The sequence below is a fragment of the Methylobacterium adhaesivum genome (assembly GCF_022179065.1).
GTDB lineage: Bacteria > Pseudomonadota > Alphaproteobacteria > Rhizobiales > Beijerinckiaceae > Methylobacterium > Methylobacterium adhaesivum.
The window spans coordinates 118,331-143,550 of record NZ_BPQD01000039.1; the positions used below are offsets into that span (position 1 = coordinate 118,331).

22 protein-coding genes and 2 tRNA genes are annotated in these 25,220 nt (G+C 70.1%); 9 read left to right on the forward strand and 15 right to left on the reverse strand.

Going from position 1 to position 25,220, the window contains the following annotated elements; all coding sequences use genetic code 11:
• Positions 1-9 precede the first annotated feature (9 nt).
• Complete coding sequence (gene argS / locus MFF01_RS20085; protein WP_238228043.1) at positions 10-1,773, reverse strand: arginine--tRNA ligase; 1,764 nt, start codon at positions 1,771-1,773, stop codon at positions 10-12.
• Positions 1,774-1,873: 100 nt separating this feature from the next.
• Positions 1,874-3,121: a deoxyguanosinetriphosphate triphosphohydrolase gene (locus tag MFF01_RS20090; protein WP_238228122.1), complete on the reverse strand. Its 1,248-nt coding sequence runs from the start codon at positions 3,119-3,121 to the stop codon at positions 1,874-1,876.
• Positions 3,122-3,217: 96 nt separating this feature from the next.
• On the opposite strand from MFF01_RS20090, the gene MFF01_RS20095 reads away from it, so the two are divergent.
• Positions 3,218-3,544, forward strand: coding sequence for a HesB/IscA family protein (locus tag MFF01_RS20095; protein WP_238228044.1), 327 nt, complete (start codon positions 3,218-3,220; stop codon positions 3,542-3,544).
• A gap of 117 nt (positions 3,545-3,661) precedes the next feature.
• Positions 3,662-5,476, forward strand: coding sequence for an aq_1923 C-terminal domain (locus MFF01_RS20100; RefSeq protein ID WP_238228045.1), 1,815 nt, complete (start codon positions 3,662-3,664; stop codon positions 5,474-5,476).
• A 24-nt stretch (positions 5,477-5,500) separates the two neighbouring features.
• Here the strand turns inward: MFF01_RS20100 and cuyB are convergent, their stop codons facing one another.
• From cuyB to rnd, 3 genes are all read right to left on the reverse strand, one after another.
• Positions 5,501-6,199 (reverse strand): cysteate racemase, encoded by a 699-nt coding sequence (gene cuyB, locus MFF01_RS20105; RefSeq protein ID WP_238228046.1) that lies wholly within the window; start codon positions 6,197-6,199, stop codon positions 5,501-5,503.
• A 75-nt stretch (positions 6,200-6,274) separates the two neighbouring features.
• Positions 6,275-7,150 (reverse strand): LysR family transcriptional regulator, encoded by an 876-nt coding sequence (locus tag MFF01_RS20110; protein WP_238228047.1) that lies wholly within the window; start codon positions 7,148-7,150, stop codon positions 6,275-6,277.
• An 18-nt stretch (positions 7,151-7,168) separates the two neighbouring features.
• The gene (gene rnd / locus MFF01_RS20115; protein ID WP_238228048.1) at positions 7,169-8,320 is read right to left on the reverse strand and encodes a ribonuclease D; all 1,152 of its coding nucleotides are present in this window, start codon (positions 8,318-8,320) and stop codon (positions 7,169-7,171) included.
• Between the two features lie 258 nt (positions 8,321-8,578).
• On the opposite strand from rnd, the gene aspS reads away from it, so the two are divergent.
• The 3 genes from aspS to MFF01_RS20130 all read left to right on the forward strand — a co-directional run bounded on the left by aspS (position 8,579) and on the right by MFF01_RS20130 (position 11,681).
• Entirely contained in the window at positions 8,579-10,393 is a 1,815-nt protein-coding gene (gene aspS / locus MFF01_RS20120; protein ID WP_238228124.1) for an aspartate--tRNA ligase, read from the forward strand.
• Between the two features lie 74 nt (positions 10,394-10,467).
• A complete protein-coding gene (locus MFF01_RS20125) occupies positions 10,468-11,352 on the forward strand; it encodes a glycosyltransferase family 2 protein (protein WP_238228049.1) in 885 nt (294 codons plus the stop codon).
• Entirely contained in the window at positions 11,349-11,681 is a 333-nt protein-coding gene (locus MFF01_RS20130) for a hypothetical protein (RefSeq protein WP_238228051.1), read from the forward strand. Before MFF01_RS20125 ends, MFF01_RS20130 begins: the two co-directional genes overlap by 4 nt.
• Before the next feature lie 7 nt (positions 11,682-11,688).
• Here MFF01_RS20130 and MFF01_RS20135 read toward each other — a convergent pair whose 3' ends face one another.
• Together MFF01_RS20135 and MFF01_RS20140 are read right to left on the reverse strand one after the other, a co-directional pair.
• On the reverse strand, positions 11,689-11,940 hold the full coding sequence (locus MFF01_RS20135; RefSeq protein ID WP_238228053.1) for a DUF3297 family protein: 252 nt from the start codon (positions 11,938-11,940) through the stop codon (positions 11,689-11,691).
• 49 nt (positions 11,941-11,989) lie between these two features.
• The gene (locus tag MFF01_RS20140) at positions 11,990-12,604 is read right to left on the reverse strand and encodes a CatB-related O-acetyltransferase (RefSeq protein ID WP_283207215.1); all 615 of its coding nucleotides are present in this window, start codon (positions 12,602-12,604) and stop codon (positions 11,990-11,992) included.
• An 84-nt stretch (positions 12,605-12,688) separates the two neighbouring features.
• Between MFF01_RS20140 and MFF01_RS20145 the strand changes: the two genes are divergently transcribed.
• On the forward strand, positions 12,689-15,022 hold the full coding sequence (locus MFF01_RS20145; RefSeq protein ID WP_283207214.1) for an NADP-dependent malic enzyme: 2,334 nt from the start codon (positions 12,689-12,691) through the stop codon (positions 15,020-15,022).
• Positions 15,023-15,136: 114 nt separating this feature from the next.
• On the opposite strand, the gene MFF01_RS20150 is transcribed toward MFF01_RS20145, so the two are convergent.
• From MFF01_RS20150 to MFF01_RS20170, 5 genes are all read right to left on the reverse strand, one after another.
• Positions 15,137-16,051, reverse strand: a complete 915-nt coding sequence (locus MFF01_RS20150) for a PhnA-like protein (protein ID WP_373319824.1) — start codon at positions 16,049-16,051, stop codon at positions 15,137-15,139.
• A 351-nt stretch (positions 16,052-16,402) separates the two neighbouring features.
• Positions 16,403-16,477: transfer RNA gene (locus MFF01_RS20155), tRNA-Gly, on the reverse strand.
• A 100-nt stretch (positions 16,478-16,577) separates the two neighbouring features.
• Positions 16,578-16,652, reverse strand: a tRNA-Gly gene (locus MFF01_RS20160).
• Between the two features lie 127 nt (positions 16,653-16,779).
• Positions 16,780-17,265, reverse strand: coding sequence for an NUDIX domain-containing protein (locus tag MFF01_RS20165; protein ID WP_238228056.1), 486 nt, complete (start codon positions 17,263-17,265; stop codon positions 16,780-16,782).
• A gap of 2 nt (positions 17,266-17,267) precedes the next feature.
• A complete protein-coding gene (locus MFF01_RS20170) occupies positions 17,268-17,966 on the reverse strand; it encodes a fumarylacetoacetate hydrolase family protein (RefSeq protein WP_238228057.1) in 699 nt (232 codons plus the stop codon).
• A gap of 102 nt (positions 17,967-18,068) precedes the next feature.
• On the opposite strand from MFF01_RS20170, the gene MFF01_RS20175 reads away from it, so the two are divergent.
• The 3 genes from MFF01_RS20175 to MFF01_RS20185 all read left to right on the forward strand — a co-directional run bounded on the left by MFF01_RS20175 (position 18,069) and on the right by MFF01_RS20185 (position 21,490).
• Entirely contained in the window at positions 18,069-19,559 is a 1,491-nt protein-coding gene (locus MFF01_RS20175; protein WP_373319828.1) for an FAD-binding oxidoreductase, read from the forward strand.
• A gap of 265 nt (positions 19,560-19,824) precedes the next feature.
• Positions 19,825-20,118: a DUF2218 domain-containing protein gene (locus tag MFF01_RS20180; protein ID WP_238228059.1), complete on the forward strand. Its 294-nt coding sequence runs from the start codon at positions 19,825-19,827 to the stop codon at positions 20,116-20,118.
• Positions 20,119-20,215: 97 nt separating this feature from the next.
• A complete protein-coding gene (locus MFF01_RS20185; protein WP_238228060.1) occupies positions 20,216-21,490 on the forward strand; it encodes an aminopeptidase in 1,275 nt (424 codons plus the stop codon).
• 45 nt (positions 21,491-21,535) lie between these two features.
• On the opposite strand, the gene MFF01_RS20190 is transcribed toward MFF01_RS20185, so the two are convergent.
• From MFF01_RS20190 to ppx, 3 genes are all read right to left on the reverse strand, one after another.
• A complete protein-coding gene (locus tag MFF01_RS20190; protein WP_238228061.1) occupies positions 21,536-22,516 on the reverse strand; it encodes a lipid A biosynthesis lauroyl acyltransferase in 981 nt (326 codons plus the stop codon).
• A 103-nt stretch (positions 22,517-22,619) separates the two neighbouring features.
• Entirely contained in the window at positions 22,620-23,642 is a 1,023-nt protein-coding gene (locus tag MFF01_RS20195) for a zinc-binding dehydrogenase (RefSeq protein ID WP_238228063.1), read from the reverse strand.
• A gap of 19 nt (positions 23,643-23,661) precedes the next feature.
• On the reverse strand, positions 23,662-25,215 hold the full coding sequence (ppx, locus tag MFF01_RS20200) for an exopolyphosphatase (RefSeq protein WP_238228064.1): 1,554 nt from the start codon (positions 25,213-25,215) through the stop codon (positions 23,662-23,664).
• Positions 25,216-25,220 lie beyond the last annotated feature (5 nt).

Here is a 25,220-nt window from a genome sequence, read left to right on the forward strand (position 1 = left end):
GCAGTCACCTCACCGCATTTCGGCCGGCGCGGTGACGCCCAACACCGCGAGGCCGGAGGCGATCACGCCCCGCAATGCCTCCACGAGGGCCAGTCGGGCCCGTGTCGAGTTTCGGTCGGTTGGATTAACAAACCGTAATTGCGGCAAGTCTTTGCCCTTGTTCCAGAAACCATGCAGCGAAGAGGCCAGCTCGTAGAGATAGAATGCCACACGGTGTGGCTCGTGAGCCGCCGCCGCCGCTTCGATCACCCGCGGATACTGCGCGATGAGACGCATGATCTCGGCCTCGCCGGAATCGGCGAGCAGGGACAGGTCGGCCTCGCCCAGCAGGCCGTCGCGCGAAAAATCTTCGGCCGGCATCGCCTCGCGGGCCTGGCGGAACACCGAGACGCAGCGGGCATGGGCATACTGCACGTAGAAGACGGGGTTGTCCTTGGATTGCTCCACCACCTTGGCGAGGTCGAAATCCAGGGTTGCGTCGTTCTTGCGGTAGAGCATCATGAAGCGGATCGCGTCACGCCCGACCTCGTCCACCACCTCGGCCAGGGTGATGAACTCACCGGCGCGCTTGGACATCTTCACGGGCTCGCCCGCGCGCAACAGCCGCACCAGCTGGCAGAGCTTGACGTCGAGGGTCGCCCGGCCGTCGCTCACCGCCTTCACGGCCGCCTGCATGCGCTTGACGTAGCCGCCGTGATCGGCGCCGAGCACGTCGATGAGGTCGGTGGCGCCGCGCTGGATCTTGTCGCGGTGATAGGCGATGTCTGACGCGAAGTAGGTGAAGGAGCCGTCGGACTTCAGGAGGGGACGGTCAACGTCGTCACCGAATTCGACGGTGCGGAACAGCGTCTGCTCGCGGTCCTCCCAATCCTCGGGCAACTGGCCCTTGGGCGGCGGCAGACGGCCTTCGTAGACGAGGCCCTTTTCGCGCAGGTCGGCGAGGAGGACGGGCACGGCCTCTTGGAGGGTGGCTTCGGAGAAGAACACGTCGTGGTGGATGCCGAGCCGGGCGAGGTCGCCCCGGATCAGGTCCATCATCGCGTCGATGGCGAAGGCCCGCACGGTGGGCAACCACTGCGATTCGGGCTGGTCCAGCAAGGTGCGGCCGTGGGTGTCGGCCAGGGCCTGGCCCACGGGCACGAGGTAGTCGCCCGGATAGAGCCCGTCCGGCACCGGCCCGACCGCTTCGCCCAGCGCCTCGCGGTAGCGCAGAAACGCGGAGCGGGCGAGCACGTCCACCTGCGCCCCGGCATCGTTGATGTAGTATTCGCGCGTCACGTCGCGGCCCGAGGCCACGAGGAGGTTGGCCAGCGCGTCGCCGAACACGGCGCCGCGTCCATGGCCGACATGCATCGGCCCGGTGGGGTTGGCCGAGACGTACTCGATGTTGACCTTCCCGGCGGGGGCCTTCCCCTCCGGAACGGCGCCACGCCCGTAGGCGTCGCCCTCGGTCAGGGCCGCCCGCACCACGGCGTGGAAGGTGCCCGGCGCCAGGCGCAGATTGATGAAGCCGGGACCGGCGACGCTCGCATCGACCACGTCCGGATCCCGGCGCAACTCGGCCGCCAGGGCCTCGCCCAGGGCCTTCGGATTCGTCTTCGCCTCCTTGGCCAGCACCAGGGCGGCGTTGGTGGCGAGGTCGCCATGGCTCGCGTCGCGGGGCGGCTCCACCACCACGCGCGACAGGTCGAGCCCCTCGGGCAGCTGCCCGGCCTGGATGAGGCCCTGCACGGCCGCGCGCACGCGCGCCTCGAAGGTGGCGAAGATGTTCATCGGTGATCGGTTTCCGCTCGCGACAGCCGTCTCATTCCGACGGCCCACGTCTCAAGTGGTGGGCATATCAACCGGGAACACGGGTGTCACGGCCGGTCCCTCACGGCTCGGCCAGGGGCAGCCCCCGGCTCTCCGGGCTCCAGTGCAGGTCCGGCGTTGTCGCGAACAGGCGCTTGTGGGCCAGCACCGCGTAGGTGTCGGTCATGCCGGCGATGTAATCGGCGACCCGGCGGGCGATGCGGCCCTCGCCCGCCCCCTCCAGCCCGGCCGACCACTCCTCCGGCATGGCGCCGGGCTCGGCGGTGAACCGCGCGAACAGGTCGGCGACGATGATGTCGGCCCTCGCCCGCACGGCGAGCACGCCGGGGTGGCGGTACATGCGGGCGAACAGGAAGGTCTTGATCGCCCGGTCCGCCGCCGCGATGGCCGGCGAGAACGCGATGACGGGGGCCGACGCCGCCCGGATGGCGGCGACATCGATGGGCGCCAGGGCGGCGATGCGGCGCCCGCTCTCGGCGATGACGTCCTCGACGAAGCGGGTGATCACCCGCCGCGCCAGTTCGTGAATCTTGCGCGATGTGTCGAGGTTCGGATGAAGATGGTCGATCTCCGCCAGGATGTCGGCGAGGAACGGCACGGCGGCGAGGTCGGCGAGATCGAACAGGCCGGCGCGCAGGCCGTCGTCGAGGTCGTGGCTGTCGTAGGCGATGTCGTCGGCGAGCGCGGCCGCCTGCGCCTCCGGCCCGGCGAAGCGCGCGAGTTCGAGGTCGTTCTGGCCGTTGTATTCGAGGATCGCCGCCGGGATGCCGCGCGCCGCCCAGCGCGGGGTCGGCGTCCCGTCCGTCTCCAGCAGGGGGCCGTTGTGCTTGACCAGGCCCTCCAGGGTCTCCCAGGCGAGGTTCAACCCGTCGAAGCCGGCGTAGCGCCGCTCCAGGCGGGTGACGATGCGCAGGGCCTGGGCATTGTGGTCGAACCCGCCATGCTGGCCCATCAGGGCGTCGAGGGCATCCTCGCCCGTATGGCCGAAGCAGGTGTGGCCGAGGTCGTGGGACAGGGCCAGGGCCTCGGCCAGGTCCTCGTCGAGGCCCATCGCCCGGGCGAGCGCCCGGGCGATCTGGCTCACCTCCAGGGTGTGGGTGAGGCGGGTGCGGTAATGGTCGCCCTCGTGGTGCACGAAGACCTGGGTCTTGTGCTTGAGGCGGCGGAAGGCGGAGGAATGGATGATCCGGTCGCGGTCGCGCTGGAAATCGCTGCGCGTCGGCGAGGCCGCCTCGGGGATCAGGCGCCCGCGCGTGGCGGCCGGGTTCGTCGCATAGGGCGCCCTCCAGCGCTCACCATTCTGCCGCACATCGTCCCCCTGTCGCGCCGCGTTGCAGCGCGTGCCCACCGGGCTTATCTTGTGTGTGACAACGTTTCTGGCAATCGACGAGACCCGAGCATCACGATGGCCGACATCACCCTGACCCCACGCGCCGCCAAGCGCATCAACGAGATCATGGGCGCCGAGCCGCCCGGGGCCTCCTTGCGGATCAGCGTGAACGGCGGCGGCTGCTCGGGCTTCTCCTACGCCTTCGACATCGAGCGGGCGCGGGCCGACGACGACGTCGCCATTGAGCGCGACGGGGCCACCGTCCTCGTCGACCCCACATCCCTCGAATACATGAGCGGCGCCGTCATCGATTTCGTGAACGACCTCATCGGCCAGTCGTTCAAGATCGAGAACCCCCTCGCCACTGCCTCCTGCGGCTGCGGCACGTCGTTCTCCCTGTAGCGGCGTCGGGCGACGCACCCGCGCAGGTGATGCACCCGCGATTGCAACGCACGCGAAAACGCGGCACGGATGCGCCCTCCCCTTGAGGCGGCGTTTGCCAGCGATCCGGAAAATCCCATGATCCCCTCGAAAGGCCGCCCCCTCCTGCGTTGGGCGACCGGCGCCTCGGCCTGCGTCCTCGTCCTCCTCGGCGCCGGGCTCCCCGCGCAGCCGGGTGTCGCCTGGGCGCAGGAGGCGGCCTCCGCCGTCCAGGACGTGACTCTGACGGACGTCACCCTGCCGCTCGGCGACAAGGTGCTGAAAGCCCCGCGCGTGACGGTGAGCGGGACGCGCCTGTCGAAGGACGAACTCCTCGCTCTGATCCGGCCCGGTCCCGAGCCCGTGGCGGCCCGCCTTGCCCGGCTCGATGCCGCGAGCCTCGTGATCCCGGACCTGCGCATCGAAGGGGCGATCAAGGGCGCGCGCGATACGGTGAGCTACAGCAACGTGGTGGCCAAGGACGTGCGCGCCGGCCGGATCGCCGAGCTGACCGCCACGGGGGCCGTCCTCACGGTGGAGGGCGAGCGCAAGGGGGCGGGGTCCTACGGCCCGCTCCAGGCCACCGACCTCGATCTCACGGCGCTTGCCCGCCTCTACGGCGAATCCGGCGACGGCAAGGGTGCGCTTCAGCGGATCTACGGCGCGTTCTCGGTTTCGGACGTGGCCTTCGTCGACACGAACGGCACGGCGGTGAAGTTCGCCCGCATCCAGGGCCGCGACCTCAGCGCCCGCCCGGTGCCGGGCAGCTGGGCCGGTGCCCTCGCGGCGCTCACAGCCCCCGGCCTTGCCGAGGCACCGCCGGCCACCCGCGCCAAGCTCTCCGGGACCGTGGCGGATCTCGCCGAAGCGGTGACGCTCGGCAGCTTCGAGGCCACGGGCCTCAGCGTCCAGCACACCAAGGGGCCGTCGCCGCTCAACCTCGGCATCGGCCTGATCCGGGGCGGCGGTTCGGAGGCGAGCCTCGAGGACATCACCCTCACGGGCAACGGGATCGCCGCGAAGGCGGCCCGCCTGTCGCTCAACGGCTTCTCCCTCGCCCCCACCATCGCGGCCCTGCGCAAGCTCGCCACGACCCCCGACGCCACGGACGACGATCTGCGCCTGCTGACCCCGGTGATCGGCACGATGGCCCTGTCGGATCTCAGCCTCGACCTGTCCGACGATCCGGCGGCAGCGCCGCGAAATCCGGCCGCGCAAGATCCGGCTGTGAAGGCGGTGCCGACGCATTTCGGCCTGCGCACGGCGACGGTGAACTTCGCCCCGCCCCGGGAAGGCGTTCCGACCGCCGGGCGGATCGACCTGTCGGGCTTGACCCTGCCGGCCTCCGCCGTGGCCGGCGTGCCCGGCCTCGGATCCCTCGGCCTCTACGGCTACGCAGACCTCGACCTCAAGGTGGTGGCCGACACCGCCTGGGATGCGGCGGCCAAGGAACTCAAGTTCGGGGAAATCTCCATCTCCGGCAAGGATATGGGCACGGTGCGGATCAACGGCCTGCTCGGCGGCATCGGCCCCGAGGTGTTTGATCCCGATGCCGGCGTGTCGGGCTTCGCCATGCTGTCGGCGACGGCCAAGGCCCTCGACCTCACCATCGAGAACACCGGCCTGTTCGAGCGGTTCATCGCGGCGCAGTCGAAGGTGCTCAGCCTCAAGCCCGAGGAACTGAAGCAGGAATACGTCACGGCGAGCCTCTACGGCGTGCCGGCGATCCTCGGAAACTCGGCGGGGGCGAAGGCCATCGGCACGGCCATGAGCCAGTTCGTGTCCAAGCCCGGAACGCTGTTCCTCAGCGTCCGCCCCAAGAACGGTGCCGGCATCGGCATGCTGGAATTTAGCGCGGCCCCGACCCCGGCCGCCGTGCTCGACCGTCTCACCGTCGACGCCAAGGCGAACTGACCGAGGCGAACCGGAGCGCAGCGCCTACGCGACGAGGCGTTCGGGCGCGCCGGCGCCCGAGACGCAGGCCTGGGCGAGGGCCTGTGTCGCATCGAGCAGCCCATCGCCGAAGCCTTCGTCCGAGGCCGAGAGGGCGAGGGGAATCTCCGTGCAGGCGAGAATCACCCGTCCGCATCCCGCCGCGATCAGACCGCGCGCCTGATTGCGCAGGATGGCGCCAGCCTCGGCCACTCTGCCGGCCTTCACGAGGCGGATGGCGCGCATCACCGCATCCTGATCGATCGGTGCGACGCAGGTGAAGCCGTGGCGGGCGAGGCGCCCGGAATAGATGCCGGCCTTCAGCGTTCCGCCGGTCGCCAGCACGCCGATGGAACCGCTTCGGTATCCCCGGACGAACAGTGCTTCGGCCACGGCATCGACGATGTGCAGGATCGGCAAGGCGGTGCGGGCCTGGAGCGCGCCGTGCCAGTGGTGAGCTGTGTTGCAGGGAATCGCGATACGGGTGGCGCCCGCCGCTTCGAGCCGGCGCAGGCCCGCCACCATGGCGGGCAGGGGGTCGGGGCCGCCGGCGAGGATCGCCCGGGTCCGGTCGGGGATGTCGGACGCCTGAAGCACCAGGGCGCCGGGATGGTCCTGGTCGCGCGATGCCGGGGTGGCCTCCACAAGTTTGCGCATGAAGTCGACGGTGGCCATTGGCCCCATGCCGCCCAGGACTCCCAGCATCGTTCCCCTCCTCCGCGTGACGGAGCGAGGCATGACGCGGCACGGCACGCGAGGCCAATGCCAAGTCGGAACGCCTCATGCGGTTTGCGAATACGCCCCGGCTGCAGCCCAAACCGTCTCGACGGCGGGGCGGGTGCGGGCGCAGCTGCGGTAGAGGCGGATCTCCAGGGGCACCTCCGGTCCGGCCATGATCAAGCGACCCTCGGCGAGTTCGCGGATGACGAGGCTGCGCGGCACCCAGGCGAGCCCGTGCCCCTCCAAGGCCATGGCTTTCAGAGCCTCGGCCATGGCGTTGGTGTGGGAAACGTGTCCGAGGGCGCCGACCTGGGCCTGCGCGAACAGACTCACGCGCCCGAGGAAGGTGTCGGGCGCATAGGCGAGGTGCGGCAGCGGCCCGTTCGCCCGCTGTCCGGATAGGGCCGGACTGTGCACGGCCACCAACCCATCTGTTCCGACCACGCGGTGGGGATGGAGGTCCGGATCCAGGAGGATCGGCACGCTCGGGTGATGGAACGTCAGGAGGAAATCATAGGCGCCCTCGGCGAGGGCCTGGAGGCAGTTGTGAAAGTCGTCCGCCAAAAGGCGCGTCTCGACGGGGCCGGTGCGTGCCTCGATGCCCCGCAACCAAGCGGGAAAGAAAGCGAGAGACAGGGTGTGCAGGGCGGCGACGCTCACCATCGCCCCGCCCGATTCGGTCCCGGCGCGCAGGTCCACGCGGCTGGCGTGGAGCATCCGCACGGTCTCCTCCGCGGTCTCGCGAAAACGCCGGCCCGCTGGCGTCAGGGTCGTCGGATAGGTACTGCGGTCGATGAGCGCGACGCCGAGCCAGAGTTCCAAGGCCTGGATCCGGCGGCTGAAGGCCGATTGCGTGACATGACGCGCCTCGGCCGAGCGGGAGAAGCTGCGGGTTTCGGCGAGGCTGAGGAAATCCTCGAGCCATTTCAGCTCCACCGCGCGCCTCCGCGAAGGTCAGTTCAGTTCGCGCACCACCACGCAACCGCGCTCGGCCGAGAGGGCGAGGCGGCCGGCCTTGAGGGCAAGCGCCTTCTCGCCGAACAGAGCCCGGCGCCAGCCCTGCAGCACGGGCACGTCGGCCGCGTCATCGTCCGCGATGGCTTCAAGGTCGTCCACGGAGGCGATGATCTTCGGAGCGACGCCCTCCGTCTCGCACACGGCCTTGAGCAGAACCTTCAGGAGTTCGACCAGGGCCCCATTGCCGCCGCGGCCGCGGGTCCGCTCCGGCAGGGCGATGTCGGCGAGGTCGCGGGCAAAGCCGCGCTCCACCGCCGCCAGGATGTCGGTGCCCGTGCGCGACCGCTCGAAGCCGGCGGGAATCGAGCGCAGGCGCCCCAGGGCCTCGACGCTGCGCGGCGCCGAGGAGGCGACGTCGATCACCGCCTCGTCTTTCAGGATGCGCCCGCGCGGCACGTTGCGGCTCTGGGCCTCGCGCTCGCGCCAGGCGGCGACCTCGATGAGCACGGCGATCTCGCGGGGCTTGCGCATTCGCCCGGCGAGGCGCCGCCAAGCTTGGCTCGGATCGGCCCGGTAGGTCTCGGGCGAGATCAGCACGCTCATCTCCTCGTCGAGCCACTCGCCCCGGTCCGTCGAGAGCAGCTGACTCGCCAGCACCTCGTAGACCTTCACAAGGTGGGTGACGTCGGAGAGGGCGTAGGTGAGCTGCGCGTCGGAAAGCGGCCGGCGCGACCAGTCGGTGAAGCGCGAGGACTTGTCGATCTTGGCCTTCGCCACGTCGTTGACCAGTTGCTCGTAGGAGACCGAGTCGCCGTAGCCGCACACCATGGCGGCGACCTGGGTGTCGAAGAACGGCTGCGGCAGCAGGCCGCCGAGCAGCCAGATGATCTCGAGGTCCTGCCGGGCGGAATGGAACACCTTCACCACGCCCTCGTCGGCCATCAGGGCGAAGAACGGCGCGAGGTCGAGGTCCGGCGAGAGCGGATCGACGAGCACCCCCGACCCGTCCGGCCCCGCCATCTGGATGAGGCAGAGCTTCGGATAATAGGTGGTTTCCCGCATGAACTCCGTATCGACCGTCACGAAGGCTTGCGCGGCGAAATGAGTGCAGGCGTCGGCTAGCGCCGGCGTGGTCGAGATGAGGTCCATGAAAATCGGCTATATCGAAGGTTGACGCCGCACGCGAGATCGGATCGCCGAATCGGCGTGGATGCCGCCGAGCGAAGCGTGTTCAGGGCGCAGCCCCGGCTTTCGCCCTGGCATGCGGCAGGCCATCCATCGGGCCGCGTGAGGCGTCCGAACGAGGCGGCGCGCCGGTCCGCCTCCCGATGCCTCGCCTTGACTTCGCTTCCCCCGCGTGAATGGTGCGCCGCTCAATCCCAAGAGCCCGTGATGCAACAGCCCGCCATGCACCGTTACCGGACCCACACCTGCGGGGCGCTGCGCCCCTCGGACGTCGGCCAGACCGTTCGCCTCTCGGGCTGGTGCCACCGCATCCGCGACCATGGCGGCGTGCTGTTCATCGACCTGCGCGACCATTACGGCCGCACGCAATGCGTGGTCGATTCGGATTCCAAGGCGTTCCAGGGCGCGAACCTCGCCCGCTCCGAATGGGTGATCCGCCTCGACGGTCGAGTGCGCACCCGGCCCGCCGGCACCGAGAACCCCGACCTGCCGACCGGCACCATCGAGGTCTACATCGACGATCTCGAGGTGCTGGGGCCGGCGGGCGAGCTGCCGGTGCCGGTGTTCGGCGACCAGGAGTATCCGGAAGAGACGCGGCTGAAGTACCGCTTCCTCGATCTGCGCCGCGACAAGCTGCACGCCAACATCATGAAGCGCGGCGCGATCATCGATTCGCTCCGCCGCCGCATGCGCGAGGGCGGGTTCTTCGAGTTCCAGACCCCGATCCTCACCGCTTCCTCGCCGGAGGGCGCCCGCGACTACCTCGTGCCGTCCCGCGTGCATCCGGGCAAGTTCTACGCGCTGCCCCAGGCGCCGCAGCAGTTCAAGCAGCTGACGATGATCGCCGGCTTCGACCGCTACTTCCAGATCGCGCCCTGCTTCCGTGACGAGGATGCCCGCGCCGACCGCTCCCCGGGCGAGTTCTACCAGCTCGACATCGAGATGAGCTTCGTGACGCAGGAGGACGTGTTCCAGTCCGTGGAGCCGGTGCTGCGCAGCGTCTTCGAGGAATTCGCCGACGGCAAGCGCGTGACGAAGGACTTCCCGCGCATCCCCTATGCCGAGGCGATGCTGAAATACGGCGTCGACAAGCCGGACCTGCGCAACCCCCTCATCATCGCCGACGTGACCGACCTGTTCGCCCGCGAGGACGTGGCGTTCAAGGCGTTCAAGGGCGTGATCGCGTCGGGCGGCGTGGTGCGGGCGATTCCGGCGACGGGTGCCGCCGGCCAGTCGCGCTCGTTCTTCGACAAGCTCAACGACTTCGCCCGCTCGGAGGGCGCGCCCGGCCTCGGCTATATCGTGTTCGAGGACGTCGACGGCGTGCTCACCGGCAAGGGACCCATCGCCAAGTTCATCCCGGCCGAAGTCCAGGCGTCGATCGCCGAGACCACGGGCACGAAGGCCGGCGACGCGGTGTTCTTCTCCGCCGGCACCGAGGCCAAGGCGGCCGCGCTCGCCGGCAAGGCGCGCAACCGCATCGCCGACGAACTGAACCTCTCCGACAAGGACCAGTTCGCGTTCTGCTGGATCACCGACTTCCCGATGTACGAGTGGAACGAGGACGACAAGAAGATCGACTTCTCCCACAACCCGTTCTCGATGCCGAACTTCGATCGCGAGGCGTTCCTGGCCCTCGACCCGGCAGACGAGAAGACGATCCTGGGCATCAAGGCGTTCCAGTACGACATCGTCTGCAACGGCACCGAACTCTCGTCGGGCGCCATCCGCAACCATCGCCCGGACGTGATGGAGAAGGCCTTCGGCATCGCCGGCTACGGCGTCGAAGTGCTCGAGGAAAAGTTCGGCGGCATGCTCAATGCGCTCAAGCTCGGCGCCCCGCCGCACGGCGGCATCGCTCCGGGGATCGACCGCATCGTGATGCTGCTCTGCGGCGAACAGAACCTGCGCGAGGTGGTGCTGTTCCCCATGAACCAGCGCGCCGAGGACCTGATGATGGGCGCCCCCGCCGAGGCGACCCCGAAGCAGCTGCGCGAACTCCATATCCGCCTGAACCTGCCCGAGAAGAGCGCGTAAGGGCGAAGCCCTCCCCCGGCCGGGGGGAGGGCCGCGTTCCGCGTGCCCCCGCCACGGGAGATGTTGCCCGAGCCGTGCCGAGCCTCGTCGCCATCGTCGTCGCCCATGACAGCGCGCAGGCCCTACCCGGCTGCCTCGCGGCCTTGGCTGCCGAGCACGTGCCGGCCCTCGTCGTCGACAATGCCAGCCGGGACGCGTCCGTGGCGGTGGCGGAGGCAGCGGGCGCGCGGGTGGTGCGGATGCCCCGCAACGAGGGCTATGGCCGGGCGAACAACCGCGGCGTCGCCGCCGCGTCCCAGGCCGAGCGCGTCCTCATCCTCAACCCCGACGTGACGCTGCGGCCGGGCGCCGTCGATGCCCTGCTCGCCGCCGCACGCGCCTATCCGGATGCCGGGCTCCTCGCGCCCCGCCTCGTGGAGCCGGACGGACGGTTCTTCTATCAGCCGCGCTCGCTGCTCGCGCCCTATTTGACGAACCCGAAGGGCCGGCGGTCCCTGCCCGAGGGCGATGCCTGCGCGCCGTTCCTGTCCGGCGCCTGCCTGATGATCCGCCGCGACCTGTTCCTGGCGCTCGGCGGCTTCGACCCGAACCTGTTCCTGTTCTATGAGGACGACGACCTGTGCCGGCGGGTGGCGGATGCGGGCCACGCCCTCGTGCATGTCCACGGGGCGCAAGCCCTGCACGGGCGCGGACGCTCGTCGGCGCCGGACCCCGGCCGGGTGTTCCGCACCCGCTGGCATCAGGCGTGGTCGCGCGCCTACGTCTCCGCCAAATACGGCCTGCCCGACCCGAGCCCGGGCATGCTCGCCGTCAACGCCCCGAAGGCGGCCCTGGCGCGCCTCATCCGCCACCGCGGGTTATGGGAGCGCTACGGCGGCTCGGCGGCGGGAGCATTCGCCGCCCTGCGCGGCCGCACGGCGCTTGCCCGCGAGGGATTGGACCGGGAGGCGTCCCGGTGAGCGCAAGCGGCGGTGTCGTAAGCATCCTCGCTCCGCAGGCAGCCCTGGCGCATGCGGTGGCCCGCGTGGCCGCGCACAGCTTCGCGATCGTCGCCCGCAACACCCGGGGCGACAGCGTCTACCTGAAGCCCGAGGGTTGCGCCTTCGCGCTCCGGATCTCCAACCACGCCCGCACCCCGAAGCAGCGCAAAAACCACCCCGACGCCATCACCAGCCTCGTGATCCGGACGCCTCAGACGGAACGCAGCGTCGACGCGCTCGTCGAGCAGGCCCTGCAGAACTTCGCCGGTGCGCGCCGGACGCGCGAGGCGAGCGAGCAGTCCGCCTGAACCGCCCTCAGCCCTCGGCGGGCTCATCGCGAAAATACGGCTCGACGGCACCCTTCAGCTTCACCGTCATCGGGTTGCCGGCCCGGTCGAGGGTCTTGCCGGCAGAGAGGCGGACCCAGCCCTCGCTGACACAATATTCCTCGACGTTGGTCTTCTCGACGCCCTTGAAGCGAATGCCGATGCCGCGCTCGAGGATCTTCTCGTCGTAGTACGGGCTGTTCGGGTTCACGGCGAGGCGGTCGGGAAGCGTGTCGGACATCGTCGGGCGGCCCTGTCGATCAGTTTGGGTGGGGAAGCGGGTAAGGGATTCAGGCGCCGCCCGCAACGTCGAGCGCCCGCGCCGCCGCGATCAGGTCGGCCGTTCGCCCGCTCTGGAGGAGGGGCACGAGGCCCGCCACGGCCGCGTAGGGCCTGTCCCACCAAGCGGTTTCGAGAAGAGCCGCGACGGTCTCGGGGTCGAAGCGATGGCGCACCACCCGGGCGGGGTTGCCGGCCACCACGGCGTAGGGCGGCACGTCCCGGCTCACCACGGCGCGGGCCGCCACCACGGCGCCGTGGCCGATGGTGACGCCCGACAGGATGAGGCAGCCCGAGCCGAGCCAGACGTCCGAGCCGATGGTCACGCCGCCGCGCGAGGCATGGTAATCCGCCGGGGCCTCGACGTCCGGCCACAGGCCGCGCATGGCGGCGAACGGATAGGTCGAGACCCAGTCGAGGCGATGCCCGCCGCCCAGCAGGATTTCGACCTTGTCGGCGATGGAACAAAATCGGCCGATCGTCAGGCTCTGGCCGGATTCGGGAAACCGCACCTTCGGCCGTCCGTAGGAATACGCGCCGATGGAGAATCCATGGCGTTCGACCCCTCGCGCAAGGTGAATCCGGGTCTCGTTGTTCGGGTTGCGCCCACTCCGCAGGCGGTGCAACAGGGTTTTCAACCGACGCACCCCGGATCCGACCGGAACGGTGCTCCGCTGCGCGCACGGCGCAACATCCAGGGAGTGAGGCCCATGGGCGACAACATGTCCGACGATCTCAAGTCCGGGGCGCTCATCTACCATCGCCTGCCGCGTCCCGGAAAGCTCGAGATCCAGGCGACCAAGCCCCTCGGCAACCAGCGCGACCTCGCGCTGGCCTATTCCCCCGGCGTCGCCGCCGCCTGCGAGGCCATCGCGGCCGACTCTCAGGAGGCCGCCAACCTCACCATCCGCCAGAACCTCGTCGCCGTCCTCACCAATGGCACGGCCGTGCTGGGCCTCGGCAACATCGGCCCCCTCGCCTCGAAGCCCGTGATGGAGGGCAAGGCGGTCCTGTTCAAGAAGTTCGCCGGCATCGACGTGTTCGACATCGAAGTCGCGCAGAACGACGTCGACAAGCTCGTCGACGTGGTCTGCGCCCTGGAGCCGACCTTCGGCGGCATCAACCTCGAGGACATCAAGGCCCCCGAGTGCTTCGAGGTCGAGGAGCGCTGCCGGGCGCGTATGAACATCCCGGTCTTCCACGACGACCAGCACGGCACCGCCATCATCGTGGCGGCGGCCGTCCTCAACGCCCTCGAACTCTCCGGCAAGCAGCTCGGCGAGGTCCGCATCGTCACCTCGGGCGCCGGGGCGGCGGCGCTGGCCTGCCTCAACCTCCTCGTCTCCCTCGGGGCGAAGGTCGAGAACATCACCGTCACCGACATCAAGGGCGTGGTCTACAAGGGCCGCCCCGAACTCATGGACCGGTGGAAGGACATCTACGCCCAGGAGACGCAGGCCCGCACCCTCGCCGAGGTCATCCCGGGCGCCGACGTGTTCATCGGCCTCTCGGCCGGCGGCGTGCTCAAGCCCGAATACCTCGAGACCATGGCTCCGAACCCGCTGATCATGGCGCTGGCCAACCCCTACCCCGAGATCATGCCGGATCTGGCGCAGGAGAAGCGCCCCGACGCGATGATCTGCACCGGGCGGTCGGACTTCCCCAACCAGGTCAACAACGTCCTGTGCTTCCCCTACATCTTCCGGGGTGCCCTGGATGTCGGCGCCACCTCGATCAACGAGGAGATGAAGCAGGCCGCCGTGAAGGCCATCGCGGCTTTGGCCCGCGAGACGCCCTCCGACGTGGTCGCCCGCGCCTATGGCGGCGAGGCCCGGCCCTTCGGGCCCCGCTCGCTGATCCCGAGCCCGTTCGACCCGCGCCTCATCCTGCGCATCGCCCCGGCGGTGGCCCAGGCGGCCATGGATTCGGGTGTCGCCGGCCGGCCCCTGGAGAACCTCCAGGCCTATGCCGACAGCCTCGACCGCTTCGTGCACCGCTCGGGCTTCATCATGAAGCCGATCTTCTCCAAGGCGAAGGAGGCCCCCAAGCGCGTCATCTACTCCGAGGGCGAGGACGAGCGTGTCCTGCGCGCTGCCCAGGCGCTCACCGAGGACGGGGTGGCGCGGCCCATCCTCGTCGGCCGCCCGCGCGTCATCGAGACCCGGATCAAGCGCTTCGGCCTCACCCTGCGCCAGGGCGAGCACTTCGACCTCATCGATCCCGAGGACGATCCGCGCTATCGCGATTACGTCGCAACCTACCTCGAGGTCGCCGGCCGGCGCGGCATCACGCCGGACGCCGCCCGCACCCTCGTGCGCACCAACAACACGGTCATCGGCGCCATCGCCGTGCGCCGCGGCGAGGCCGATGCCCTGATCTGCGGCCTGGAGGGCCGGTTCGAGACGCGCCTGCGGGTCATCCGCGACGTGATCGGCATGGCGCCGGGCGTCCTCGATTTCGCCGCCATGAGCCTCATCGTCACGAAGAAGGGCGCCTACTTCCTCGCCGACACTCACGTGCGCCAGGACCCGAGCGCCGAGGAGATCGCCGACGTGGCGGTGGCCTGTGCCGAGCATGTCCGGCGCTTCGGCCTCACCCCCAAGATCGCGCTCCTGAGCCACTCGGATTTCGGCCAGTCGGATTCGCGCTCGTCGCTCAAGATGCGCTCGGCCCTCGGCCTCATCCGGGCCCGCGCGCCGCAGCTGCAGGTCGACGGCGAGATGCAGGCCGATACCGCACTCTCCGAGATCATCCGCGACCGGGTGATGCCGAATTCCTACCTCAAGGGCTCGGCCAACGTGCTGATCCTGCCCAACCTCGACGCGGCCAACATCGCGTTCCAGTTCGCCAAGGTGCTGGCCGATGCCCTGCCGGTGGGGCCGCTGCTCATCGGCCCGGCCAGACCCGCCCACATCCTGTCGCCCTCGGTGACGGCGCGCGGCATCGTCAACATCACCGCCGCCGCCGTGGTCGAGGCCCAGGCCAGCCAGGTGACCGCCGTCGCGGCCGTGGCCGAGCCGGGAGCCGCACCGACTGCCGAGTAGAACCGACCCGCCGACGGGCGGAGCGATCGAGACGTAAAAAAAGGCCCCCGGATCGCTCCGGGGGCCTTTCTCGTTCGGCGATGCCCGCCGGCGCAGCGCCGGCGGGAGGCGCGATCAATCGCGGCGGGTGCCGGAGGCGAGGGCCGGATCGACAGCGCCGAAGCGACCACCGAGGAAGGCCGCGAGGGCACCGAGGACGAGGGCGAGGGCGGCATAGAGCGAGCCCTGAGCCGCCGCCTTGCGGGTCGTCTCGGCGGCGGCGGTCGCCTTCTGCTTGGCCTCGGCCGCGGCCTGCTCGTACTGCTTGCGGTAGTTCTGGACCTGAGCCTTTGCCTCGTCGGGAGAGATGCCCTGCGCCTTGGCCAGAGCATCCGCGGCGCGGGCCTCGGCCTGGGCCTGCTGGGCCGCATCACCCGAGAGATAGGCGCGCACGGCCTGGGCGGCGGTGTCCCGCAGGGCTGCCGGATCCTGGCCGCCCGACGTCTGGCGCACCTGGTTCTCGATGCCGTCGAGGGGGTTCGCCAGCTTGGTGAGCGAGGGCGCGGCAGTCTGAGCCGCCGTCTGGGCGGCCCCGCCGATGGCCGAGCCCGCGCCGCCGATCACGCTGGACAGGCCACCGAAAGCACCGCCCACGAGGCTGCCGGCCGCCGAGGTCAGCAGATAGACGATGACGAGGGTGGTGACCGCCCAGGAGACGAGACCATGGTAGCCGCTGGTGCCGGCGGACGGCTTGCCCGACAGGCGGCCGGCGAGGAAGCCGCCGATGAGCGAGGCGACGATGCCCGAGCCGACCCACCACAGACCCGCGCCCGTGGACAGGCTGGCGATGGACGGCGTGTCGTTGCCCGTGGGGTCGAGGGTCGCCATGCCGACGCCGAGGCCGACCATGTTGAGGATCATCTGCGCCACGAGGGCGATGACGGCGCCGGCGAAGACCGCTCCCCATGAGACCTGATGCAGCAGGAGCGTGCTGCGCGGTTCGATGGCGGTGGTCGAGACGACGGACGTGCGTGCGGGTGTAACGGCCAAGGGGGAACTCCTGGAAAACGGTCGCGGAAGTCGGATCGGGATGCACCCGGAAAAGCCGGGTCGGCATTCCGACCGTGAAGATGGAGGCGATGCGTCGGATGACACGAAAACGGGCACACCCTGCCCAATCGCGCGGCATCGTACGCCCTCGACCTCCCAACGTGCGGTTCCGCAAAATGTTCGCGACGTTTCGCCGTTCTTGCGGTCGACGGCGATTTCCGGTGAAGACTGCGCCCAAGCGCGGTGGCTTCAGGCCTGCGGTCCAACGGATCGGCCGGGGAAGCGGAGCACCCGCGCTCGGCTGTTGGCCCCGGAAGGGACCGTTCAAGATATTCGATGGTTTAGTGAAAATGGAGCGGGCGAAGGGATTCGAACCCTCGACCCCAACCTTGGCAAGGTTGTGCTCTACCCCTGAGCTACACCCGCTCACACCACGATACCGGCGCGAAGCCGACGATCGGGATCTTCTCTATCACGACGCCAGTAAACCTGGGCGGTTTCCAGCCTCGTTTCGTCTCGGTTCAATTGGAGCGGGCGAAGGGATTCGAACCCTCGACCCCAACCTTGGCAAGGTTGTGCTCTACCCCTGAGCTACACCCGCTCACAACCGTATGCCGCTGGTGGAAAGAACCGCCGGCGGCCCCGGACGGCGTCTCTAAACACCATTCCGCGGAGCGTTGCAAGGGCCGAACGGGCGATTCCCGTAGCCGGCGCGTTTCGGCGCCCGGCTACCACCGCGCGGCCGGCGACGCGCCGTCGCGGATTTCGCGCAGGCGGGCACGGGTGGCGGCCGTGGTCGCCTCCGGCAGGGCGTCGAGGGGAAAGAATTCGCACGCCGCGATCTCCCGGTCGGCGGCCTTCGCCCGCGCCACGTGGAAGGCGGGCGCCACATACAGGGCGACGTGGTCGCGGCCGGCCGCCGCCTCGTTGTGGTAGAACCCGTGGAGCCGCAGGCCCCGGGCCGGATCGACGACGATCTCGGCCTCCTCGCGGAACTCGCGGATCATCGCCGCCACGGCGTTCTCCCCCACCTCGATGCCGCCACCGGGCAGGTGCCAGCCGGCGACGTAGGTGTGACGCACGAGACAGACGCGGCCCTGCCCGTCGATGGCGGCCCCCCGCACCCCCAGCGTCATCCCGCGCGTGGCCAGCGCCCCGAGGTGGAACAGCCGCCGCAGGAGCGGCCGGTCCAGTAGCGCTCGGCCCGAGGTCATTCCTAGACCACCCGGAGTTCGATGGCGCCGAGGCCCTCGATGGCCGCCCGCATGGTCTGCCCCCGCGTCACGGCGCCGACGCCGGACGGCGTGCCGGTGAAGATGAGATCGCCCGGATGCAGGGTGAAATACGCGGACAGGCAGGCGATCTGCTCAGGGATCGACCACAGCATCTCGGAGAGGTCTCCGCGCTGGCGCTCCGCGCCGTCGACGCCGAGGGTGATGGCGCCGTGGGCCGGGTGGCCGATGGCCGCGGCGGGGTGCAGGGGCCCGATGGGCGCGGAGGCGTCGGCAGCCTTGGCGAGGTCCCAGGGCCGGGCGAGGCGCTTGGCCTCGTCCTGGACGTCGCGCCGGGTCATGTCGAGGCCGACCGCGTAGCCGTAGACGTAATCGAGGGCGGAAGCCGGCGCGATGTCGGCGCCGCCGACCGACAGGGCCGCCACCATCTCCACCTCGAAATGGTAGTTCTCCGTGCGCGGCGGATAGGGATGGTCGGCCACCTCTGGGCCCACCACGACCTGAAGCGCGTCGGCGGGCTTCATGAAGAAGAACGGCGGCTCGCGCTCGGGGTCCTTGCCCATCTCGCGGGCGTGGGCCGCGTAGTTGCGGCCCACGCAGTAGACGCGCCGCACGGGAAACAGGTCCGCGCTGCCGACGATGGGCAGGGCGATACGCGGCGGGTTGGGAATCACGGACAGCATCGCCTTTGGGAACTCCCGGTTCTGAGGATGCACGGCGGAACGCCCTGCACGCAGGCCGTTCGCCCCCTATCATAGGGAGAGCGCCCGGCCGTGCCATCCCGGATGCCCGTGAAGACCACGTCACGAAACCCCTTACGAGAACCGCCCGTGTCCGCTTCCCCCGACCTTCTCGCCGCCCTGACCGAACGCCTCGGTGCGGCCCATGTGCTCACGGCACCGGAGGATGTGGCCCCCTACCTCGTCGAGACGCGCGGTCTGCATCGGGGCCATGCCCTCGCCGTAGCGCGCCCGGCCGATGCGGCGGAGGCCGCCTTCGTCGTGGCGCGATGCGCCGAGGCGCGGGTGCCGGTCGTGGCGCAGGGGGGCAACACCGGTCTGGTGAGCGGCGGGGTGCCCCAGGGCGGCCTCGTCCTGTCGCTCGCCCGCCTCGACCGGGTGCGGGCCGTCGATCCCCTCGACGCCACCATCACCGTCGAGGCCGGCGTCACCCTGGCGGACGTGCAGGCGGCGGCGGATCGGGCTGGAATGCTGTTTCCCTTGTCGCTCGCCTCGGAGGGGTCGTGCCGCATCGGCGGCAACCTCGCGACCAATGCGGGCGGCACGGCGGTGCTGGCCTACGGCAACGCCCGCGACCTCGTGCTCGGCCTCGAGGTGGTGCTGGCCGACGGCCGGGTCTGGAACGGCCTCAAGGCCCTGCGCAAGGACAATGCCGGCTACGACCTGAAGCACCTCTTCGTCGGTTCGGAGGGGACGCTCGGGATCATCACGGCGGCCGTCCTGAAGCTGTTCCCGAAACCGCTGAGCCGGGGGGTGGGCTTCGTCGGCCTCGCAGATCCGGCCGCCGCGCTCGCACTGTTCGCGCATCTGCGCGACCGGGCCGGGCACGACCTCACCGCCTTCGAGGTGATCCCGCCTTTCGGCCTGGAGATCGTCCTGCGCCACACGCCCGGCGCGACGCCACCCCTGGCGCAGGCCCACGGCACCTATGCCCTCGTGGAGTTCTCCTCGACGCGGACCGACGCACCGGCCGCCGCGGCCCTGGAGGCGGCCCTCGCCGGGGCCATCGAGGCCGGCCTCGTGGAGGATGCGACGCTCGGCGCCAGTGAGGCCCAGAACCAGGCCCTGTGGGCGCTACGCGAAAACCTCTCCGAGGTGCAGCGGCGCGAAGGCGGCTCGATCAAGCACGACGTCTCGGTGCCGCTGTCGCGCCTGCCTAAATTCCTCGCGACGGCGACCCAGGCCTGCGAGGCGGAGATGCCGGGCCTGCGCGTCTGCGCCTTCGGGCATTTCGGGGATGGCAACATCCACTTCAACCTGAGCCAACCCGTCGGCATGGACCGGGCGGCGTTCCTCGCTCAGTGGAGCCGCTTCAACCGCATCGTCCACGACGTGGTGCATGCGCTGGGCGGCTCCATCGCCGCCGAACACGGAATCGGTCTCATCAAGCGTGATGAACTCACCCGCTACACCGACCCCGTCGCCCTCGATCTCATGCGCCGCCTCAAGGCGGCCCTCGACCCGGACGGCCTCCTCAATCCGGGCAAGGTCGTGGTGCCCGAAGGCGGTGGACCGCCCGCCCTGCCCTCGTCCTGACCCGGGCGCGAAGTTTTGCCGGAACCGGAACAGGTCTCGACAGCTTGTTATTGTGCGTCGCACCAATTCGAGCCAGAATGGTTTATCGCGACGCGCCATGAATTGGACGCCATGGGCGCCAAGGATGTGTGGGTTCGGTGGTTTTACGGAGAGTGCGGTGCGGCAGGTTACCCGGCCTTAACCGTTGCGATCCTTCAATCGCCCGAGGATCAGACCGCGCTGCGACGCGACACCGCCCCGCCGAGGGCACGAAGGAGACCCCAGGATGCCGATCTCCCAGGCACGAGTTCCCACCGCCGAGGCGAGCCGCTACCTCAAGCAACTCTGCCGGCACTGGAGCCACAAGTTCCCCGTCGAGGCCACCGAGGCCGCCGGCCGCGTGCCGTTCGGCGAGGACCGGGTGTGCACCTTCGAGGCCGAGGCCGATGCCCTGGTGATGCAGGTTGCGACCCCCGATCCGGCGGCCCTGACGCGCCTCGAGAACGTGGTCTCGGACCACCTCCTGCGCTTCGCCTTCCGCGAGAACCTCGGCGAGATCACCTGGTCGCGCGCGGCCTGACCCAGCGTCCCCGGACTTGACCTCCCCTCTCTGGATCTGATCCTGCCGAAACCCGATCTAAGGTGGAGGCCGAGGATCGGTCGAGGGAGATGCGGACATGGACACACACGGGCAGACCGGCGGAGCGGGCACGGCTTCGACGCTCCACGCGGAGCGCCTGGAGCGCCTCGCGGAAGTCGCCGTCAAGGTCGGCCTTGGGCTGCGCCCCGGCCAGGAACTCGTGATCACGGCGCCCCTGGAGACCGTCCCCCTCGTGCGGGCGATCACCGCGCAGGCCTACCGGGCCGGGGCCTCCCTCGTCACGACCTTCTATTCCGACGATGCCGCGACCCTGGCGCGGTTCGCCTACGCGCCGGAGGAGGCCTTCGATACGGCCGCAGGCTGGCTCTATTCCGGCATGGCGGAAGCCTATCGCAACGGCGCCGCGCGGCTCGCGGTCGCGGGTGACGACCCGTCGCTTCTGGCCGGCCAGGACACCACGCGGGTGTCGCGCGCCAACCGGTCCCGCTCGCAAGCCTACGTACCGGCCCTCGAACTCATCGCTAATTTCTCCACGAACTGGACCATCGTGTCGGCGGCGACCACGCCCTGGGCCCGCACGGTGTTCCCGGATCTGCCCGAGGAGGCCGCCGTGGCCCGCCTGTGGGACGCGATCTTCGCGGCCTCGCGGGTCGACGGCCCCGATCCCATCGCCGCCTGGGAGGCGCACAACGCCGCCCTGCACGCGCGCATGGGTGCCCTCAACGCCCACCGCTTCGCGGCCCTGCGCTTCACCGGGCCGGGCACCGACCTCACCGTGGGGCTCGCCGACGATCACGAATGGTGCGGCGGCGCCTCGGTGTCCCGCAGCGGCATCACCTGCAACGCCAACATCCCCACCGAGGAGGTGTTCACCACGCCCCACAAGGACCGGGTCGACGGCGTCGTGACGAGCACCAAGCCCCTGTCCTATCAGGGCACCCTCATCGAGGGTATCCGCGTGCGGTTCGAGGGTGGACGCATCGTCGAGGCCGAGGCCCGCACGGGCGGCGACGTCCTCGCCAAGGTGTTGGAGACCGATGCGGGCGCGCGCCAGCTCGGCGAGGTCGCCCTGGTGCCGGCCTCCTCGGCGATCTCCGCCTCGGGTCTGCTGTTCTACAACACCCTCTACGACGAGAACGCCGCGAGCCACATCGCGCTCGGCCAAGCCTACAGCAAGTGCTTCCTCGACGGCGGCGCGGCGTTCGGCGAGGCGGACCTCGTGGCGCGGGGCGCCAACCGCAGCCTGATCCATATCGACTGGATGATCGGCTCGGCCGAGATCGACGTCGACGGCCTCACGGCGGAGGGCCGGGCGATCCCGGTCATGCGCGCGGGCGAGTGGATCGACTGAACGCCGTCCCGGGATTCCGAAGGGCTTAAGCCCTTCGGACCCGCATCAGGCGACGGGCAAGGCCGTCTCGGGGGCGGACGCCGCCGGAGTCTTCGGCTTCGGCAGCATCGCCGGGCGCCAGCGCCGGTGCATCCAGAGCCACTGGCCGGGATTCTCGCGGATCCAGTCCTCGACGACGCGGGTCATGGCCTGCATGGCGCCCTGGACGTCGATGGCGCCCGTCGCGTCGCGCGGCAGGTCGAGGGGCGGGGTCAGTTCGAGGGCGAAGCGCGCGTCGTCCCGCCGCACCACCCGGACGCCGTGGACCGGGCATTCGTAGTGCCGGGCGAGCTTGCCGAGGAGCGGATTGACGAGGACCGGGCGGCCGAAGAACTCGACCACGACGCCCCGGGTGAAATGCTGGTCGATGAGCTGGCCGAGATGGCCGCCGCGCTCCACCACGCCCCGCATGGCGAAGACGGCGCCCTGCCCGGCCGCCGCAAGGCCGCCCATGGTCTGGCGGCGCACCTCCTGGACGAGGCGAGCGGAGGCTGCGTCGTTGGGCGGGCGGAAGATCGCCGTGGCGTCGAGGCCGTAGCGGGCGGCGCAGATCGCCGGCAGCTCCCAGTTGGCGAGATGGGCCGAGAAGATGAGCCCTGGCTTGTCGTCGTCGCGCAGGTCCGCGAAGTAGTCCTCTCCCGAGACCTGCATGCGCTGGCTCGCCGGGTCGGCCGCGTCGAAATCGAACAGGGTGTGCAGATGGGCATACTCGGCGCCCGTGCGCCCGAGATTGTCCCAGGCTTGCGCCGCGATCGCCCGCCGCGCCGCCGGATCGAGGTCGGGGAACGCGAGCGCGAGGTTGGCCATGGCGGTGCGGTGGGCGGGCAGGAACGGCCCCACGGTCCGGACGATACGTCCGCCCACCCGGCTCGCCCGGTCGGTCCCGAGCCGGCGCGCCAGCCAGAACAGGGTCCGGATCAGGGGAATCATCGCGAGTCCGGCCAGACGCGGCAGATGACGTTTCAAGACCAGGGCGAGACGGAGCAAGGCAAATCCCGTGCGGGGGAGCGTTCCGGGCGACGCTCCGCCCTCCCCGCTTAGATCATTTTTTCGCGGCGGTGCACCCTCGCGCGGCCTCCGCCGGCCGGGGTCACAACGTCACGAGGATCTTGCCGAACACCTTGCGTGACTCGAGGCGCTCCAGCCCTTGCGCGAAATCGGCCAGCGGCAGCACCGTATCGACGACGGGGGTGAGGCCCTCGGCCATCTTGGCCAGGGACTGGCGAATGTTGGCGATGGAACAGCCGAACGAACCGGTGATGCGATATTGCTGCTGGAACAGCTGCATCAGGTTCATGGTGGTGGAGACGCCCGAGGTCGAGCCGCAGGTGACGAGGCGCCCGCCGCGCTTGAGGCACAGGAGCGAGCCGTTCCAGGTGTCGGGCCCGACATGCTCGAACACCACGTCGACGCCCTTGCGCTTCGTCAGCCGACGGACCTCGCCCTCGAAGCGCTCGTCGCGGTAGTTGATGACGTGGTCGGCGCCGAGCGCCCTGGCCTTCTCGCCCTTGGCATCGTCCCCCACCGTGGTGAACACCGTGCAGCCGATGGCCTTGGCCATTTTGATGGCCGCCGTGCCGATGCCGGAGCCGCCGGCATGCACGAGGAGACTCTCGCCGGGCTCGAGCTTGGCGTTGTCGAACAGCATGTGCTGCACGGTGCCGAAGGCGATGGGCGCGCAGGCGGCATCGGTGAAGCTCACGCCCTCCGGCACCCGAACCACGAGGCGGGCCGGCATGGTGACGAACTCGCGGGCGAAGCCGTCGATGTGGAAGCCCATGACGCCCGCGACGTTCTCGCAGAGGTTGTCCCGCCCTTCGCGGCAGGCCTTGCAATGTCCGCAGGTCTGGGCGCCGTAGAGCGCCACGCGGTCACCCGCGCGCAGATCCGTGACGCCCTCGCCGACGCAGGCGATCTCGCCGGCGGCTTCCGCCCCTACGGTGAGGGGCAGCTTGCGCTTGGCGAACGCCATGCCGCGAAAGCCCCAGACGTCGATGAAGTTGAGGCCGACGGCGCGCACGCGAACCTGAACCTCGCCGGGGCCGGGGGCCGCCGGGGTCTCGATCTCGCTGACGCGCAGGTCGCGGTCGCCGAAGAGCTGGAGCGCTTGCATGGGGGCTCGATCCGAAAAATCAGGCGACCGTGATGCGGCCGTCGAGACCGACGACGCGGCCGATCCCGCGCACGCGGTTGAGGATGCGGTCGCCCGCCAGGGCCTCGCAATCCGCCGGCAGGGTGAGGGTGATGCGCCCGTCCTCGACGGTGACGGGCAGGCTTCCGAGAGCTCCCTCCATCCCGGCCGTCAGGGGGAAGGCGAGGCGCAGGAGGGCACCGAGCAGGCGGGCCCGGTCGAACAATCGGGTCCCCGCGAGGCCGCGCAGCATCGGGCTCGCCTTCTCGGGTGCGACGCCCTCGTGGCGGAAATAGATGGCCAGCGCGAGATAGGCCCGCCCCGGATGGTCGATTCCGACGAAGGCCGCATGGGTGATGACGTTGACGCTCTGCTCGCCGCGATAATCGGGATGCGCCCGCCAGCCGATGTCCGAGAGCAGGCAAGCGGCGTGGCGCAGGCGGCGCTCGTCAGCCGTCTCGGGCGCATCGAGGGTGGCGATGAAGCGATCGGTCCAGGCGATGAGGTCGGTGGCGTGGCCCGGCGAGCGGGCCCGCTGGGCGTTGAGTTCGGCCGCCGCCACCAGCAGGGGGTCGGCCAGCCGCGCGTCGCGGTCGAGCCGCTCGTAGAGCAGGCCCTCGCGCACGCCGGCGGCCGAGACCGCGAGTTCGCGCGGCCGCCCGACCCGGAGGATCTCCTCCAGAACCAGGGCACCGTAGGCCAGCAGCGGCCGGCGCGCCTCGGACACGCTCTCGACATCCTGAAGCAGGGCCGCGTCTGTTCGCTCCACCACTTCGAGGAAGTTCAGTTCGTCCGAGGGCTCGACGCTGTAGCCGTGCATGACGTGGAGCGGGTAGCCCCGGGCGGCCTGATGCAGGCGCGCCAGCGCCCGCCAGGTTCCGCCGACGGCATAGAAGCTGCGCCCGCGCAGGGTCTCGAGCTGGGGCGCGGCCTTCTTCAGGTGCTCGCGCACGATCTTGATGGCCTTCTTGGGCGAGTTGCCCGAGAGGTCCTGAAGCGCGAGGCCGCCGAGCGGCATGGTCACGCCCATGCCGACGGTGGCACCGCGCACGTCCACGAGTTCGAGGGAGCCGCCGCCCATATCGCCCACGACCCCATCGGGCGCATGGAAGCTCGACACCACGCCGAGTGCCGACAATTCGGCCTCGCGCCGCCCCGACAGCAGCTCGATGGGGTGCCCGCAGGCGGCTTGCGCCGCGCTCAGGAATTCCGGACCGTTGGCGGCGTCGCGCGCGGCCGCCGTGGCCAGCACGAGCACCTGGGTCACCTGCATGATCTCGCACAGGACCCGGAAGCGGGCGAGCGCCACGAGGGCGCGCTGGACCGCCTCCTCATTGAGCCGCCCCGTGGTGAGCACGTTCCGGCCTAGCCCGCACAGCACCTTTTCATTGTAGAGGGGGGTCGGCGCCCGGGTCAGCCCGTCATAGGCGACGAGCCGCACGGAATTCGAGCCGATGTCGATGATGGCCACGGGCTCGCGTCGAATCCGGGCCGCAGACGCGTCGGCGTCGGCGCCGGAGTCGAGGCGGGGGAGGCCGGCATGGCGGAAGCCCATGCGAG

What these genes read in the sequence shown, in the direction of transcription:
- argS (WP_238228043.1), bottom strand. Translation starts at nt 1,773, where the DNA reads ATGAACATCTTCGCCACCTTCGAGGCGCGCGTGCGCGCGGCCGTGCAG.
- MFF01_RS20095 (WP_238228044.1), top strand. Translation starts at nt 3,218, where the DNA reads ATGGCCGACATCACCCTGACCCCACGCGCCGCCAAGCGCATCAACGAG.
- MFF01_RS20100 (WP_238228045.1), top strand. Translation starts at nt 3,662, where the DNA reads ATGATCCCCTCGAAAGGCCGCCCCCTCCTGCGTTGGGCGACCGGCGCC.
- cuyB (WP_238228046.1), bottom strand. Translation starts at nt 6,199, where the DNA reads ATGCTGGGAGTCCTGGGCGGCATGGGGCCAATGGCCACCGTCGACTTC.
- rnd (WP_238228048.1), bottom strand. Translation starts at nt 8,320, where the DNA reads ATGGACCTCATCTCGACCACGCCGGCGCTAGCCGACGCCTGCACTCAT.
- aspS (WP_238228124.1), top strand. Translation starts at nt 8,579, where the DNA reads ATGCACCGTTACCGGACCCACACCTGCGGGGCGCTGCGCCCCTCGGAC.
- MFF01_RS20135 (WP_238228053.1), bottom strand. Translation starts at nt 11,940, where the DNA reads ATGTCCGACACGCTTCCCGACCGCCTCGCCGTGAACCCGAACAGCCCG.
- MFF01_RS20145 (WP_283207214.1), top strand. Translation starts at nt 12,689, where the DNA reads ATGGGCGACAACATGTCCGACGATCTCAAGTCCGGGGCGCTCATCTAC.
- MFF01_RS20165 (WP_238228056.1), bottom strand. Translation starts at nt 17,265, where the DNA reads ATGACCTCGGGCCGAGCGCTACTGGACCGGCCGCTCCTGCGGCGGCTG.
- MFF01_RS20170 (WP_238228057.1), bottom strand. Translation starts at nt 17,966, where the DNA reads ATGCTGTCCGTGATTCCCAACCCGCCGCGTATCGCCCTGCCCATCGTC.
- MFF01_RS20175 (WP_373319828.1), top strand. Translation starts at nt 18,069, where the DNA reads ATGCCCGTGAAGACCACGTCACGAAACCCCTTACGAGAACCGCCCGTG.
- MFF01_RS20180 (WP_238228059.1), top strand. Translation starts at nt 19,825, where the DNA reads ATGCCGATCTCCCAGGCACGAGTTCCCACCGCCGAGGCGAGCCGCTAC.
- MFF01_RS20185 (WP_238228060.1), top strand. Translation starts at nt 20,216, where the DNA reads ATGGACACACACGGGCAGACCGGCGGAGCGGGCACGGCTTCGACGCTC.
- MFF01_RS20195 (WP_238228063.1), bottom strand. Translation starts at nt 23,642, where the DNA reads ATGCAAGCGCTCCAGCTCTTCGGCGACCGCGACCTGCGCGTCAGCGAG.
- ppx (WP_238228064.1), bottom strand. Translation starts at nt 25,215, where the DNA reads ATGGGCTTCCGCCATGCCGGCCTCCCCCGCCTCGACTCCGGCGCCGAC.